The sequence below is a fragment of the Neptuniibacter marinus genome (assembly GCF_965223595.1).
Classification (GTDB): domain Bacteria; phylum Pseudomonadota; class Gammaproteobacteria; order Pseudomonadales; family Balneatricaceae; genus Neptuniibacter; species Neptuniibacter marinus.
This window is the reverse complement of the sequence record NZ_OZ245004.1, coordinates 437356-452609: the sequence shown is the minus strand read 5'-3', so window position 1 is coordinate 452609 and position 15254 is coordinate 437356. Positions and strand designations below refer to the sequence as shown.

The 15254-nt window shown below is 42.0% G+C and carries 13 protein-coding genes and 1 tRNA gene; 7 read left to right on the top strand and 7 right to left on the bottom strand.

What is annotated here, in order from left to right; genetic code table 11:
- Positions 1–320 precede the first annotated feature (320 nt).
- The 3 genes from ACOQOE_RS02125 to rfaC are packed head-to-tail and all read left to right on the top strand — an operon-like array spanning position 321 to position 3957.
- Positions 321–1904 (top strand): phosphoethanolamine transferase, encoded by a 1584-nt coding sequence (locus ACOQOE_RS02125; protein WP_420554799.1) that lies wholly within the window; start codon positions 321–323, stop codon positions 1902–1904.
- Between the two features lie 50 nt (positions 1905–1954).
- Positions 1955–2977 (top strand): lipopolysaccharide heptosyltransferase II, encoded by a 1023-nt coding sequence (gene waaF / locus ACOQOE_RS02120; RefSeq protein WP_420554798.1) that lies wholly within the window; start codon positions 1955–1957, stop codon positions 2975–2977.
- Positions 2977–3957, top strand: coding sequence for a lipopolysaccharide heptosyltransferase RfaC (gene rfaC / locus ACOQOE_RS02115; RefSeq protein ID WP_420554797.1), 981 nt, complete (start codon positions 2977–2979; stop codon positions 3955–3957). Before waaF ends, rfaC begins: the two co-directional genes overlap by 1 nt.
- 460 nt (positions 3958–4417) lie before the next feature.
- On the opposite strand, the gene ACOQOE_RS02110 is transcribed toward rfaC, so the two are convergent.
- Positions 4418–4493, bottom strand: a tRNA-Thr gene (locus ACOQOE_RS02110).
- A gap of 318 nt (positions 4494–4811) precedes the next feature.
- On the opposite strand from ACOQOE_RS02110, the gene ACOQOE_RS02105 reads away from it, so the two are divergent.
- Genes ACOQOE_RS02105 through ACOQOE_RS02095 form a run of 3 tightly spaced genes read left to right on the top strand, consistent with a single transcriptional unit; the run spans position 4812 to position 5818 of the window.
- Positions 4812–5003, top strand: a complete 192-nt coding sequence (locus ACOQOE_RS02105; RefSeq protein ID WP_420554796.1) for a hypothetical protein — start codon at positions 4812–4814, stop codon at positions 5001–5003.
- Positions 4972–5436, top strand: coding sequence for an alcohol dehydrogenase catalytic domain-containing protein (locus ACOQOE_RS02100; protein ID WP_420554795.1), 465 nt, complete (start codon positions 4972–4974; stop codon positions 5434–5436). Before ACOQOE_RS02105 ends, ACOQOE_RS02100 begins: the two co-directional genes overlap by 32 nt.
- Positions 5399–5818, top strand: a complete 420-nt coding sequence (locus ACOQOE_RS02095; RefSeq protein ID WP_420554794.1) for a zinc-binding dehydrogenase — start codon at positions 5399–5401, stop codon at positions 5816–5818. Before ACOQOE_RS02100 ends, ACOQOE_RS02095 begins: the two co-directional genes overlap by 38 nt.
- Positions 5819–5867: 49 nt before the next feature.
- On the opposite strand, the gene ACOQOE_RS02090 is transcribed toward ACOQOE_RS02095, so the two are convergent.
- A complete protein-coding gene (locus ACOQOE_RS02090) occupies positions 5868–8984 on the bottom strand; it encodes an efflux RND transporter permease subunit (RefSeq protein WP_420554793.1) in 3117 nt (1038 codons plus the stop codon).
- Positions 8977–10086: an efflux RND transporter periplasmic adaptor subunit gene (locus ACOQOE_RS02085; RefSeq protein ID WP_067866766.1), complete on the bottom strand. Its 1110-nt coding sequence runs from the start codon at positions 10084–10086 to the stop codon at positions 8977–8979. The genes ACOQOE_RS02090 and ACOQOE_RS02085 overlap by 8 nt, the downstream gene beginning before the upstream one ends.
- Before the next feature lie 499 nt (positions 10087–10585).
- On the opposite strand from ACOQOE_RS02085, the gene ACOQOE_RS02080 reads away from it, so the two are divergent.
- A complete protein-coding gene (locus ACOQOE_RS02080) occupies positions 10586–10771 on the top strand; it encodes a hypothetical protein (protein WP_067866772.1) in 186 nt (61 codons plus the stop codon).
- Positions 10772–10873: 102 nt separating this feature from the next.
- Here the strand turns inward: ACOQOE_RS02080 and ACOQOE_RS02075 are convergent, their stop codons facing one another.
- The 4 genes from ACOQOE_RS02075 to ACOQOE_RS02060 form a co-directional block, all read right to left on the bottom strand.
- Positions 10874–11416, bottom strand: a complete 543-nt coding sequence (locus ACOQOE_RS02075; RefSeq protein ID WP_067866774.1) for a CBU_0592 family membrane protein — start codon at positions 11414–11416, stop codon at positions 10874–10876.
- A gap of 3 nt (positions 11417–11419) precedes the next feature.
- Positions 11420–12439, bottom strand: a complete 1020-nt coding sequence (locus tag ACOQOE_RS02070) for a substrate-binding periplasmic protein (RefSeq protein ID WP_067866776.1) — start codon at positions 12437–12439, stop codon at positions 11420–11422.
- The gene (locus ACOQOE_RS02065) at positions 12423–13673 is read right to left on the bottom strand and encodes a hypothetical protein (protein ID WP_420554792.1); all 1251 of its coding nucleotides are present in this window, start codon (positions 13671–13673) and stop codon (positions 12423–12425) included. Before ACOQOE_RS02065 ends, ACOQOE_RS02070 begins: the two co-directional genes overlap by 17 nt.
- A gap of 136 nt (positions 13674–13809) precedes the next feature.
- The gene (locus ACOQOE_RS02060) at positions 13810–15228 is read right to left on the bottom strand and encodes a diguanylate cyclase domain-containing protein (protein ID WP_420554791.1); all 1419 of its coding nucleotides are present in this window, start codon (positions 15226–15228) and stop codon (positions 13810–13812) included.
- Positions 15229–15254: the final 26 nt, after the last annotated feature.

Below are 15254 nucleotides of genomic sequence, written 5' to 3'. Positions count from 1 at the left end.
GATTCTCAACTTTAAATAATCGATTCTTTGGCCCAATTTACCAAACAAGGCCACCATCAGCGTGAGCCAAGACCTTATTTTACTCGGTTGCTTTTAGATAAATAAAAACAACCTTTAATCGAGAAACAATGGAACAATTATTCATTAAGCTAGTAAACCTAGGAAGATCTGCACCCAAACGTGCATTCCTAGTTATTTTTCTTTGTCTCGCGCTATGTGATCTATTGTTAGTTCGCGATATAAACTGGCTCATAGAAAATTGGGAGGGAAAACGGTTTTGGGTTAATTATAGCTTCAGCCTAATCTCATTATTGCTCCTTATGCTGATCATCTCGCCAAGTAAAAACGGCCCGGTTCGATCTATATTTCTATTTTTTATCTTGGGCACCCAAATCGCCCAACAATCTTACTTTTCCATTTATCGAAATTTTGTCACGGTCTTTGATCTACGATTTGTCGCTGCCGATCCCTTACTGACCTTAGAGTTATGGCTTGATAACGCCATTATATTCAAACCGATCTTATTACTTGCGATAGAGCTCCCGCTCTTAATGTTACTTTTCCGCTTAAACCTCAAACCTAAATGGTGGGTTAGAGGCGGTAGCTTTATTGTTGCATCACTGTTCTTTTTACTTGTCTCATTTAGCTGGTATGGCATTAGCAAATATCAATTTAGTTCAGTCGCCTACGCTGGCGTGTTTCCTAACCTTATCGAAAGAAATGCCTTTGAAGGCAAGTTAGCTGACAAACCAGTGTTAACCGCTCAAGAACCCGCCAGTAACGCACCCAATATAGTTTTTGTAGTTGGTGAATCCCTTACCCTAGATCACACAGGTATTGCCGGATATGAACGGCAAACAACACCAAGATTACAAGGGATGATGGAACGTGGCGAGATGCTGTTGTATCGCAATGCAGTCAGTATAGGCACACGTACACTTAGCTCAGTGCCTTATATGCTCACAGGCTTACAAGGAATCGATCCTCACGGCCTCGTCTATAGTAGCCCCACTATTTTCAATTACGCCAAAGCGGCGGGATACAGAACGGCGTTAATAACGGCTCAAGACTTTCAGTGGCGAAATGTAGATCAAATATTTGTTGATCAAGACTTAGATTTCTACAAACCAGGTACAGACTTCAGCGTCTCAGTTTCCGTCTCAGAAGGGGCGGATGATATGAAAGTACTTAAAGAAGGTATTATTCCCTTCCTTGACTCATCATTAGGTGATCATCAAAAAGCACCTATGCTTTTAGTGGCGCAGATGAACGGTAGTCATTACCCCTATAGCAACCACTCGCCTGAGTCGATCAAAAAATTCCTTCCAGAAGAGAAGCCTAACGGTATTAATGCCTACGACAACACTGTGTTATACACAGACCTATACCTTGAGACATTGGTCAAAAATATCAGGCAGCGAGACCCAAATGCCTGGGTATTCTATTCTTCCGATCATGGCCAAGATATCTCGCAAAACAAAACATCATTCAACTCAGGCTATGGGTCCGGCGTTATACACAACCCGCTAATGGTATTCCCACCGGCAGAATTCTTGGAAACACTGAGAATCAATGAAACGGCGCCGGTTAGCCAAGCGGACATTTTTGCAACTATTATTAATTTGATGCAGATTGAACCTGTATCAGAAATCAACGGCATCGATTTGAGAACGGCTATCGCCCCAACAAGGCTACGTGTTGTATCCGCTTATATGAAAACGCTCCACAATGAGCCAAATGCAGTTCTTATTATGCCGAACCTCAGCTATATCTATATCGATTTTGATCGACAAAGCGCTACGCTGGCTGATGGAAAAACCATCATTCCCTATAAAGAGATGGCCGCAGAATATCGAGCTATTTTTGATCATCGCCTAAAACCAACAAACCACAATGAGCCTTAGATTATGTTTGCTAATGCTGCGTTTACTTATCAAATGCTAGGTCGCTTCAAATGAAAATACTGATTATCGGACCTTCATGGGTTGGCGATATGCTGATGAGTCAATCACTCTACAAGCATCTAAAGCAACAAAACCCTGCACGAGAAATCGATGTATTAGCGCCTAACTGGTGCCGTCCTGTTTTAGCTAGAATGCCCGAGATCAATCAAGCAATTGAGATGCCGGTAGGCCATGCTAGTTTACAATGGTCACTGAGGAAAAAAATTGGCAAACAACTCGCCCAAACAGGCTATGAGCAAGCATTTATACTGCCCAACTCCTTAAAGTCCGCATTAATCCCTTGGTTTGCGAAGATCCCAACACGCACAGGATGGCGTGGGGAGATGCGCTACGGATTGCTAAATGATCTACGCGTATTAGATAAAGACGCATTTCCCTTGATGGTCCAACGTTATGTCGCTTTATCACAACCATCAGAAACATCAGCCTTAGCATTAGATAACATACTCTATCCACGCCTTACCGTAGACGATAAACAGCGTATAAAAGCTTTAGAGCAGTTCAGCCTTACAACCGATCAAGCCATTGCTTTCTGCCCAGGTGCAGAATTTGGCCCGGCTAAACGTTGGCCCGATTACCATTATGCGTCACTCGCGAAAAAACTAATTGCCGACGGCTATCAGATTTGGTTATTTGGCTCAGCAAAAGACCATGATACCTGCCAACAAATACAGAACCAGCTAACAAGCAACGAACAAGCAAGCTGCCATAATCTAGCCGGAGAGACCAGCTTGCCCCAAGCGATCGACCTCATTTCGCAGTGTAAAGCAGCTGTCAGTAACGATTCAGGTCTAATGCATATTGCAGCAGCCGTTAATACACCGCTAGTAGCCCTTTATGGGCCCACCAGCCCAGACTTCACCCCGCCGCTATCTCAACAAGCAGAAATAATCCGCTTGATTGATGGTTTTCACAAAATAAGAAAAGGCGATGCAGACCAAGGCTACCATCAAAGCCTCATCGATATCCGCCCAGATATGGCTTATACAGCACTGCAACAGTGGTTAAAATAATGAAAGTACTGATCGTAAAAACTTCCTCTATGGGCGATGTCATCCATACACTTCCTGCATTAACTGATGCCGCTGCTGCCTATCCTGATATTCGCTTTGATTGGGTAGTGGAGGAGGGGTTTCAAGAGATCCCCCATTGGCATCCCCAAGTGGACAACGTCATTCCTGTTGCGATTAGACGGTGGCGCAAAAGCATTATTCAAACCTTAAAAAAGGGTGAATGGTCAGCTTATAAAGCTCAATTACAGGCACAAAATTACGATTTTGTTATTGATGCTCAAGGACTATTAAAAAGCGCGCTTCTAGTTTCTAAACTTGCCCACGGCCCCAGCTATGGCCTAGATAAAGAGTCTGCTAAAGAACCGTTGGCTGCCCGCTTTTACGACAACCCCATTTATGTAGATAAAAACCTACATGCAGTCGAGCGTATACGTCAATTATTTGCCAAAGCTCTAAATTACCCCCTACCTAAGCAGCTAGGTGATTTTTCCATTCGCCCACATTTTGTACCAACATCACCGACAGAGCCCTATCTAGTATTCCAACACAGTACAACTCGATTTGATAAGCATTGGCCTGAAGAGTATTGGATCTCACTCATCGAAAAAGCCAGTGATTGGAAGATTAAACTCCCTTGGGGTAGTGAAGCAGAGAAAGAGCGTGCCGAGCGCTTAGCGCACAACCAACCACACGTAGAAGTTCTCCCTAAACTATCGCTGTCAGAAGTAGCAACTGTGCTTGTTAGTGCCACAGGGTGCGTTTCAGTAGATACAGGCTTATCTCACCTCGCTGCCGCGCTTGATACACCCAACTTAATACTTTTTGGCCCAACCGACCCCGGTTTAGTGGGTGGTTACGGCAAAAATCAGCAATGCTTAGAAGCTAAAAATTATCCTCTCAACACACACAAAGCTGAACCTGCCGTTTTTGCTCCGTTAACGCCGGACATAGTTTGGGCCACTTTCCAAAAAATGATTTAACCCTTACTGATCTCAATCACATTATCACACGGATATATTGGCGGCCTCATTCATACCAACTAGCATTAGAGTAGGGTATGTTTTAATAAAAAACAGAGCGAAAACCAAATGTTCGCATCATTACTAGAGCGCCGTGATCAAGCAGATGTTGAACGGCTATCTAATGAGATCAAAACAGCCTTGGCCGATCGATCATCATCGCTGGATGCATAAAATCAGCCTAGCCATGATGATATCAAAAACTCTATAAAGCGAGCGGATGTCGCGCTATATACCGCAAAAAATAGCGACCGAAATAAAACCATTAGCTTAGATGCTGCAGAAGCCGGAGCGATTAATCAAAACAGTGCAGATAGTGAACTTAATCAAGTAGACGCCTAAACAACTGGTAATCTAAACATATATATAGTTTAAGGACGTAATAAAGTGATTGAAGAGCTTTCCTAGAACAAGGAAAAAATGGTGCCGGCACGAGGAGTCGAACCCCGGACCTACTGATTACAAGTCAGTTGCTCTACCAACTGAGCTATACCGGCACACTGAGGACGCGAATCTTAGGGATTTTTTATCTGCGAATCAAGCCCCTTTTTTAAAAAAATAACTTTTCTTTAACATTATTCCCTTCTGATAGATCTACCTAGTATTTTTATAACCCATCCGACCTTCGACATATTTCTTGACAATGAAATTGAACGAACGTTAAATTTGGTCGATTAAGGTTCTATAAAAGAGCATTGCAAAAACCTACTTTAGAACAAGCTCTTAGATAAATAGAACCAATTCTTAGACAAAGAGTTGCGGCATACGCTTTACCATGTAAGCCTAATTACTCACCTTGTTCGGAGAACAAAATAATGCGCGCTTATCAAGTAACAACTGCTGATAGCATCAATGCGCTCCAACAAGTAGTAATAGATATTCCTACCCCAGCTGCTGATGAAATTTTGGTAAAAATGAAAGCCTGTCCACTCAACTATCGCGACATACTGATCACCATGGGTGGATATGTAAGGAATGACATACGCCCAATCATCCCTCTATTTTGATGGTACAGGCGAAGATGTTAGCGTGGGTAAGTCTGTCACCAACTTTCAAATAGGTGATCGCGTTATTGGCAACTTTTTCCAAGCCTGGAAAGAGGGGAAAATTGATGATGCAGGACTTAATTCTGCAATGGGCGGCAGTATAAATGGTGTGCTTGCCGACTACTTTATCCTTAAAGCCGATTGTAGTGTCAAAATTCCTGATTATCTCGCATATGCTGAAGCTGCAACACTACCTTGCGCAGCAACAACTGCATGGCATTCACTTGTCTCTGTTGGTGAGTTAAAGCCTAACCATGCAGTTCTACTCTTGGGTACTGGCGTTTCTATCTTTGGATTGCAAATTGCCAAGGCCCTTGGTGCCAAGACGATTATCACCTCTTCCAGCGATGAACAGCTTGCGTACACTTGGCGCAGATCACACAATCAATTATAAAACTCATCCAAATTGGGAAGAAGAAGTACTAAAAGTCACTAACGGAGAAGGTGTAGATAACGTACTTGAAGTTGGTGGTGCAGGTACATTTGAAAAATCTTCAGCCTGCGTAAAACCCAATGGAACGGTCTCCCTAATAGGCATGCTTACCGGTCTTGAAAGCCCTTCTATTAGTTTGATGACTATTTTCAACCTATTACGGATTCAAGGTATTTTTGTTGGCAGCACAGAGATGCTTACACAGCTTATCTCAGCTATGGAAACCCATAAGATTCATCCTCAAATTGATAAAAAGTTCCCATTCTCTCAGGCACTCGATGCTTATGAATGGATGGCGCAAGCTAAACATTTCGGCAAAGTTGTGATCGAAAGCGAAGACTAAGATAGATTTGTGGGGAAGCTAAAAAAGCGCATCACCCCCCACATTTTTATTACAACGGTGTTTGTGTTTCTAGCGGTAATGGTTTTAACCGGAAAGAATGGAAAATATGATACATAATAGGCACGAGCACTAGGCTCACTAACATAGAAAAGCTTAGTCCCCACACAACGCTCACAGCCAAGGGCTGTAACATTTCAGCACCATCACCCCAACCTAAGGCCAAAGGCAACATGCCGACAACCGTACTTAATGTCGTCATTAAAATCGGCCTTAAACGCAATCGTGCAGCCGTAACAATCGATTCAGATAACTCTGCACCTCGCGCACGTTCCAACTCGATATACTCGACCATTAAGATAGCATTATTCACTACAATACCAACTAACATGATCATACCGAGCCAAACGGGCATAGACAGCGGCAGAGCCAATGCATAAATACCTAACGCCACCCCCACAGAAGCAAATGGCACACTCAAAATAATAATTAATGGGTTCACTAGTGACTCATACTGAATAGCCATCACGACAAACACTAAAAAGAGCGCCAAAAGTAATAAAATATCTGTTAGTTCTTGCTGTTCAGCTAACGCTTGTTTAGAACCACCATCATACAAAGTATATCCAGCTGGTATTTCAATCTGCTCTCTTAATTGATCTAAGGCTTGAACCGCCTCCCCTAAGGTAGCATTACCAGTCAACGATGCAGTTACCTCGACAATACGCATCTGGTTATCACGTTTAATTGTAGCGGGTGTTTCTAACAATTCGATGGACGCAACCGTACCAAGGTAAACTGGTGGTGATTCATCCGATGCTGGAAAAAGAATAATAGACTCTAAATCCTGTGGAGAAATTATCTCTGTTTGCGCTAAGCGGAGGCGGATATCGTAGGATCGATCCCCCTCAAGAAAATCACTCACAACAGTACCTTGCAAAGCAATTTGTGTGGCTTGAGTAAGATCCTGTAGATTTAAACCTAATTGTGCGGCCCGCTTTCGATCCAAAGTAATGGCAATTTCAAACTGCTCATCCTCGGCGGAATGGGCAATATTACTCAAACCTGGGATATTAGCCATTTTCGCGCTGATCTCATCAGCAATCAGCTTAAGTTGTTCATTATCACTACCTTGTATTCTCAAACTGAGGTCATCATCGCCTCTATTTGTTCTGATGCCTCGAATACCTCGTTGAGACATATTAATCTTAAAACCTGCCAACTGAAGGTTATTTATCTGCTTGTTCATACGCTCCATCCACTCATGACTACTCACTGAGCGCTCAGATAAAGGTTTAAGCTGGGCAATGATGGTGGTACGGCTAGGCGTTTCCCTCTGCGTTCGACCAACGACGGAACCACCCACTAAAGTAAAAACAGTATCGATTTCTGGTTGTTTAGCAAACAAACTTTCAATGATATGCGCTTTCTCATCCATCTCGGCCAATGAAATACCAATATCAGCAGAGACAATCACTCGAATACGTCCATCATCCAGCTGTGGTAAAAATATCTGTTTACCACTCATAAAAATAGGAATACTGGCCGCTAAACCAAGGACAAATAAAATCACCGTAAGCCAACGCACTTGAAGTATTTTAGATATGATAACCGCGTAAAACTCCTGCAAGTGGTTAACCCCCTTATCCACCTGTTTACGCAGCCAGTTTGTATTCAAGCTAGTCACTTTTGCGGCATAGGCTGGCACTAGCGTTAACGCAATAATCATTGAGGCAAAAATGGCCGCAGAGATAGTGAAAATCAGCTCCCGAAACAACAAGCCCGTCAGCCCACCAATAAATAGAAAAGGTAATACCGCAGACAAGTTAGTAGAAGTGGAGGCGATGATAGCCCCATTTACCTCTGTAGCCGCATCAGAGGCCGCATCCGCAGGCTTTTCGTGCTCACATTGATGTCGATATATGTTTTCCAACATCACAATCGTATTGTCTACCAACATCCCTACGCCTAACGCTAAACCACCTAAGGTCATCACGTTTAAAGTTAGTCCACCGAGCCCCATCAAGACACAGGTAAACATAATGGCAATAGGAATAGCGCTACCAATAATCAGCGTGCGACGTAAATTGCCTAGGAAGATATACACAACCGACATCGCCAACAAAGCACCACTAATAGCCGCTAAACTAGCATTTTGTAAAGATTGATAAATATAAACAGACTGATCAGATACAGTAGTTACCCTGACATCTTCAGGTAAAATTTTCTGCTCTTTGAGCCAACGCAATCGCTCTTGAACTACATTAACTACTGACGTGGTGTTAGCTGTAGGCTGCTTCTGGATAGATAATTTGATGCCACCAATACCATTAGCACGAACTTTAATACGCTCATCCTCATGGGTATCAAGCACCTCAGCAACATCACTAAGATAGACGGTGTTCCCAGCATGCTGGGCCACTGGAAGTTGCCTGATCCCCTCCACACTTTTAAGGCGACCACTAATACGGCCCGTAATTTCATGGGCGGGCATCTGCAATCGCCCTATGGGCTCATCGCTATTAGATTTTTCCAAAGTATTAATAACATCTTGATAACTCAGCCCTAAGCCCACTAAGCGACTTTGGTCAGGAATAATCTGAATTTCTCTCTCGAGTCCACCACCCACCTCAGCAGCAGCAACACCCGGCAAATTCAAAAACCATTTAGCAAATACATCATCGACCCAACGGCGAAGCTCAACCCCGTTTCTGAATTGAGAACTAATAACAAACTCCATAACGGGAATTTGAGACGGATCGAGCTTATAAATAATAGGAGGATCAATGCTATCAGGAAGAAATCTTTTTGCGCGGTCTAATCGTGTACTGGCATCACGTAGGGCAATATCAATATCTTTTCCGTAATCAAACGCCAAATCAACCGTTGCAAGCCCGCGTGTTGTATTAGATTGAACACTAATTGCATCTTCTGTAATTGCTAATTGCTCTTCAAGCTGACGAGTTACTTTATCCTCCATCACAGAGACAGGTACACCGCTATCGATAATGCGCACACGCACTTCTGGATAAATAATATTAGGTAAAAGATCGATAGCTAAACGGCTAAGTGTAAATAATCCCAAGACAATCACAGCTGCAGCAATCATACTCACCCCAACAGGATGCCGAATGGACCAACTGGCAATGCTTTTACGATGGTTATTCATTAGGAGAGTCTATGCGAAGGTTGTTATTAAGTTCTGCGGGCACTGTATTCGATGCAATAACTTTGACCTGCGTACCATTGCGTAAATTCGTATAGCCCCGAGTTACTATTCTTTCACCCTCTTCAAGGCCTCTTAAAATCTCTATTTGTTCGCCTATTTTCAATCCACTCACAACCGGTCGAATCTCCGCCCGATTATCATCACCAATAATGTAGACATATTCCCCCTGCGAAGAACGTCTAAGCGCAGCGAAAGGAATCAACAGACGAATAGCTTCCTGAGTTTTTAATTTAACCCGTGCCAACTGTCCAGGCAGAGCGCCTTTAGGTACAGGGGACAATGCAATTTCTACGATTCCGGTACGCGTAACCGGATTAAGTGTTGGATAGATACGGGTTATTTTTCCTTTAACAAAAGGTTCTGCTAAATCTTGGCCACCAGCAAGTGCATCGATAGTCATAGAAACCGCATCACCTAAATGCAGTTTATTAATCAACAAGGCCGATACATTTAACTCAGTAATCAATGAGCTTTGATCGGAGATCGTTAACAAATGGCTATAGCTTTCAACTATGTTTCCTTGCTCGGTTAAACGCTCACTAATGACCCCATCAATCGGTGCTCTTATTTGTGTGTAATCTAACCGAGTCGCTAAAAGCTGCTCGTCTGCTTGAGCAACTGCCAATTCAGTTTCAACCCGAGTTAATTCTATTTCCGCCGCTAATTTACGCTTCGCTAAGCCACGGATACGCTTTAAATCCTTTTCCGCTTTACTGCGTAAGGCTTGTGCGCGTTTGAACTGTGCTTTTAACAAACGATCATCAAGACGTGCAACCATATCCCCGGCCTTTACCCGATCACCTTCATAAAAAGGTAAAAACGTAATACTGCCCTCTTCTTGGCTATAAATGTGTATATCTTGGTGGGCTCGTAATGTACCTGTTCGTTCTCTCTCTATAGAGGTACTAACTTTTGATGCAGCAACGATTTGGACCAGATGCTCTTTTTTCTTCTTCGCTTGATTAGCTTCAGGCTTAGAACAGCTACTTAATACTATGCAAAAAAAGAGAGAACCAATTATTAGAAAAAAATTACGCAACATCACAATATACCTATAAATAAAACGACACTGCGCCCACTTATCTAGCTAAAAAGAAAAGAGTCACGCGATTTGTACTTTTTTTCATCCTAGAAGCTAAAAAAATTCAGGTCTATATCTATGTTTTACTACTCTGATATTACAAATAATAGAGTACTCAAACTTACCCTACTTCATATAAATTAAAACGAAGCTCCCCAAAAAAAACTAACCGATTCTATCGTCGTAATATTGGTATGGTTTTACCTTCATACGCAAAGCCGTTTACTAAAATTCAAACGCTTTGTTCTATACAAAAAGAACGACAACAGAAGATATATCTAATTTAAAAACACCTAATGTATATAATATAAAAACCGCTCTAGTTAAGCCTAAAAAGAATACTAAAATGGCCTAAACAAGCAAAATATACTACATAAGTAGCAATTAACTAGATATAAGCTTGCACAAAAACAAATAAGGACTATGGTGTTACAAAATACTACTTAAGAGTTGATTTCATATGATTAGCTACAGTAATAAGTTACGTAAAACTGAGCAGCTACAATCCGAGCCTTCTCTAGTATCACCCCCAAAAAACAGAACTAACTTTCGCTGCTTTCAGAACTTAAAAGACGCATTAAAACGTTCTGAAGAGCTACTTCATAAAGCGGAAGAATTACAAAAAGAGTTTGGCAAAAAAGTATGAGATCTTAACCACATCTTAACCACACATACCGTGTCTAAAGTTCCACAAACACGGCTATAAAAACCACTAGCCAAAATTTATCTAACCGCCTTAGCATATTAATCATGCTCGAAGCCTTAAATAACCAATAACAGATAAGCTTCCCCACAGCACCTCTAACAAAAACACAGGCCAATTTTCATCTAAATAGAGTTGAGGCAACAGAATAAAGGCAGCATAAGCACTAAATAGAAAATAACCTTTTTGTGGTAATTGCCGACTAGAAAAACGCCAATAAGATAGGCAAAAAGCAATCACCGAACTCCACGCCAAAATATATAAGCCAGCCATTTGATTAACTAACCAAAACCAGATACAACCAATACAAAAAACAATAGAAACAAGAAAAGTGAGATAGCGGTTAGTCAGAAAAAGTGCCGGCAACTTATACCGATATAGCGCAGCAAGACTGATCAATGCCCAAAAAGCGTTAATCAATACCGGCTGCCATGATGAGAGAATCATAGAGGAGACAACGACAAGTACAGCAGCGCAAAAATTGATTACATAGTAACCCCTATCTGAACTACGTTTTAAAATCGATATCCATCCATGTGCAAGTATATATAAGGCGGTCCCCGCCCAACCTAAGGTTAATTCAAGCACTAATTAATCAACCTCTAAATGCATATTTCGCACATAGAGTTCTCGCCCCGCGTGGGGGCCATCTACAATCCGTACTTTTGAGTAATTCATCATGCCGTCGAAAATTTTCTCGGTGGCATGAGGTTTTAATACAACCTGATCCCAGCTCAACACTACGGCTCGACTGCCTTGAGGAACCACATAAAAAAGCTTGTCAGGCTCCTCAGAAGTTAGCTCAAAACCGGTGACAACAGGAAAGCCCTCCGTTGGGACAAGCCTAACATAACCGCTACCTCCACCTAATTTAGGCGCACTTAAAATTTGGTCAATCATCCCTTTCTGCTTTAGAGTCGCCAACGCCTTATTAAAGTTAGTGATAAACGCAGCACCTTCCTCAGTTTTAGGCGCGATTAGGTGAATAGCATCTTTTGAACTGTACCCTGCTAATAATTTAAATTCGTGAATACGATGGGGGTAGTACTCTTGTATCAAATTACGTGCAACTTCGACACTGATAGGTAACAGGTCTATTTCGCCCTTTACCAGGGCTGTAATCGCCATTACCTCTCCACTAAAGACCGTCGCATCATTAAGTAAAAATGCTAACTTTTCGCCATAACTATAGCCAGCAACTCGGCCTACTTTTAAGTGACTAATATTAGTCAGATCGGGCTCAACTAAATTGCTTTGCGTTGAGTAAAAAACACCATTCTCAACCTTCATCAACGGTGCAGAGAACAACACCTCATCCGCTCGCTGCTGTGTCCAGAAATAGGGAAAACTAGCCTTAACACCGCTCTTCGCCACCTGTTGATAACTAAAGTAATAATCCAGCTCTTGCCAAGAGGGGGACAACTCCATCTGATAATAAACCATCTGCACTATGCTTGCTGCGGTACCTAATTCCATACCGGGCTTATTCACATAAGGGGGCCAGTGAGCGGTATAGACCTCTGATGGCGCAAATGGCTGGGCCTTAAGGGGTAAGCAGAAAAATAAAAAACTTACTAACCCAGCACGTAATAAATTAGCGGCTTTTGGCATACCAATAGCCTCCTAATAATGAAAGGATCATAACGCAACTTAACATCAGCAAGTTATCCGTTTCCCAACTCGCTATTTCAGTCAAAAAGCCGGACGGTTCCACATCCCTATAACCTAGCGTTGCATTTGATGTGTATGCGCGGCTATATTGAGAAAGCGATACAGCAAGATCAAATAAGCTAATAAAACCTATACCCACTAAAATCAGGTCAGTATAAAAGGTACTTTTTTCTGAACGTGATGTGTGAATATCTTTAAGACGACTCGAGCAGGTATCCAATAAACGCTGAGAGTTTTCAGTTATTTTATTGAAATCCCACCCACTAAGAATCTGCTCGACAAGCTGCTTCTTATCCCGCTGTAGATATTTTAAACTTTCCTGGTAAGCACAAGTATGCATTCTTGTAATTGCACGAATACCATCTAAGGTTTGCTCTGCATTATGGGTATTATTTTCTAAATATGCATCAGAGATCGCACGGTATAAATGCGTATTGCATACATCCTGCACCGCATATACATACTGAGATAAGCACATAGCTTCGAGCATGTAATCTAGTTCACCCTTCTGTTTTTCCACTACAACATAGTGAAGCCAAGAAAGAGCATGATTTTTTTCGCCGCGTATTATTTTATTTGCATCTTCAGGGCAGGGCGTATCTCGTAGCCAAGCAACTATAGTCTGTTTATTCTCTGCTACTTCGGCATCACCAAGGCGCATTAAACTCGAGCTCCACAGCTGCTCCACCTCAGAGCAATCAGTGAAGGGCATATTAATATCCGTGAAGCCCGTGAACTGACCCACGGTTTCCAAATAAGATGGCTGCACAGACTGGGGAAGGCTTTTAAGCAATGGGAAAAGAATCTCTCGATAAAAACAGTCAATTAACTCGGTTGTTTTCTCCTGTAAATACGCTTCCAACTCACTCCCATATGCCGTATCTTCAAGATCGAAACAGATCGAAACAATGCTCATACAGTTACTATAAACCTGAACATCTAACTGAGCCTGTAGCTCAGGGTAATCTTGTTTCAGTCGGAATAAGCAAAGTGTATTTCGGTCATCCACATTTATCTTTTCGTAGGCTTTTTCATTACGAAATTGCTGCACTCGGATAGAGGGGGCAGCTTGTGACAGGCTATCAAGGAACGTCTTATACCCCTGACTTTGTTCATTAACACCCACCTTCAAATTCAGGTGGCTTCGAATCGGGGTAAGGGTAATCAGCTGCATCGGATGTCCTTAGGATTTTTTCGAATATTTTAGAGAAAATTTTCTTTTAGAAACAGACAAAAGGAGCATAAAAGCCTATCAGATAAAAATTAGGTCAAACAGCGAGGAGGTAGAAAAACCTTACAGGTGTAACGACTCATAAGCGGTCAGTACCCGAACCGCCATTCCCTTTTTGGGCAATGCATCTATCCGATGAGAAAAAACTAATATTATTTCTACCTAAGCGTTTAGAAGCATACATAGCTATATCTGCATTATTGATTAAATCTATAGAAGAATCTCCATCATCAGGGAACATAGCAATACCAACAGATGCCCCTATATTCAGCACATCACTGCACACCGTTATAGGTTCATTAATAGATTCAACAACACGCTTAGCCACATACTCAACCTCATCTTTGCCCTCAGGGTTATTGAGGATAAACATAAATTCATCACCACCCACACGCGCAACGGTATCCGACTCCCGCACTAACGCAAGTAAGCGCTTGGCAACCTCTTTTAATAACTCATCGCCAACATTATGACCAAATCGGTCATTAACAGCTTTAAAGCCATCAAGATCTAAAAACATCACGGCAAGGCTAAACTGCTCACGATTAGAATTGATAAGTTTTTGGTTGATACGATCCATCAATAGTGTGCGATTAGGCAGATCAGTCAAAGCATCATGAAAAGCCAAATGTTTAAGATGCTCATCTTTACGTCTAAGAGCAGTAATATCATTGAATACCGACACATAACGAACAGGTTCACCGTTTTCATCACGTACCATACTGATGGTCATACTTTCTAAATAAAGATCCCCATCTTTACGACGGTTCCATATTTCGCCACTCCAACGACTATTCGTTTGAATCTCTTCCCACATGGACACATAAAACTCTTCATCATGCCGGTTAGACTGCAGGATACGAGGGTTTTTTCCAATTACATCGTCTTCGCTATAACCTGTAATATCAGTAAAAGCAGGATTAACTGATAAAATAGCGCCATTTGTATCGGTAATAAGAACACCATCCAACGTGTTATCAAAAACACAGGCTGCGAGTTCAAGCTCTTCCGCGGTTTCTTTAAAAACAGTCACTTCATTAGCTAAAATCGAAAACCCTTTGACGCTGCCCTCATCATCGAAATCTGGAATATAATGCCCGATGATATGCCCATCACTGCCATCAACTTTATTAAGAGTCCGCTCAAAACGTTGTGGCTCACCGGCAAGTGCTCGACTAATATGAGGCTCATTTAAAGCAAACAGTTCCTCATCAACCAAATCTTGGAATGCGATCCCTACAATTTCTTCAGGCTTTTTCTCAAACCACTCTTGGTAAGCATTATTAGCATACAAACAGCGAAGATCTTTACCCCAGTAACCAATCATACTCGGCGAAGCGTCAATAATAGAGTTAATAAACTTCTCACGCTCAACAGATTCTTGTAACGCCTGCTCAGCCTTTCTGAGCCTTTGACGAAGAGTGCAGAAATGACTAACAAAATACGCCATAGCACCTGATATGATGGCAAACATGGCCATATCAATAAAATCAAACATAGACTCTACTAAAAGATGTGAAAACA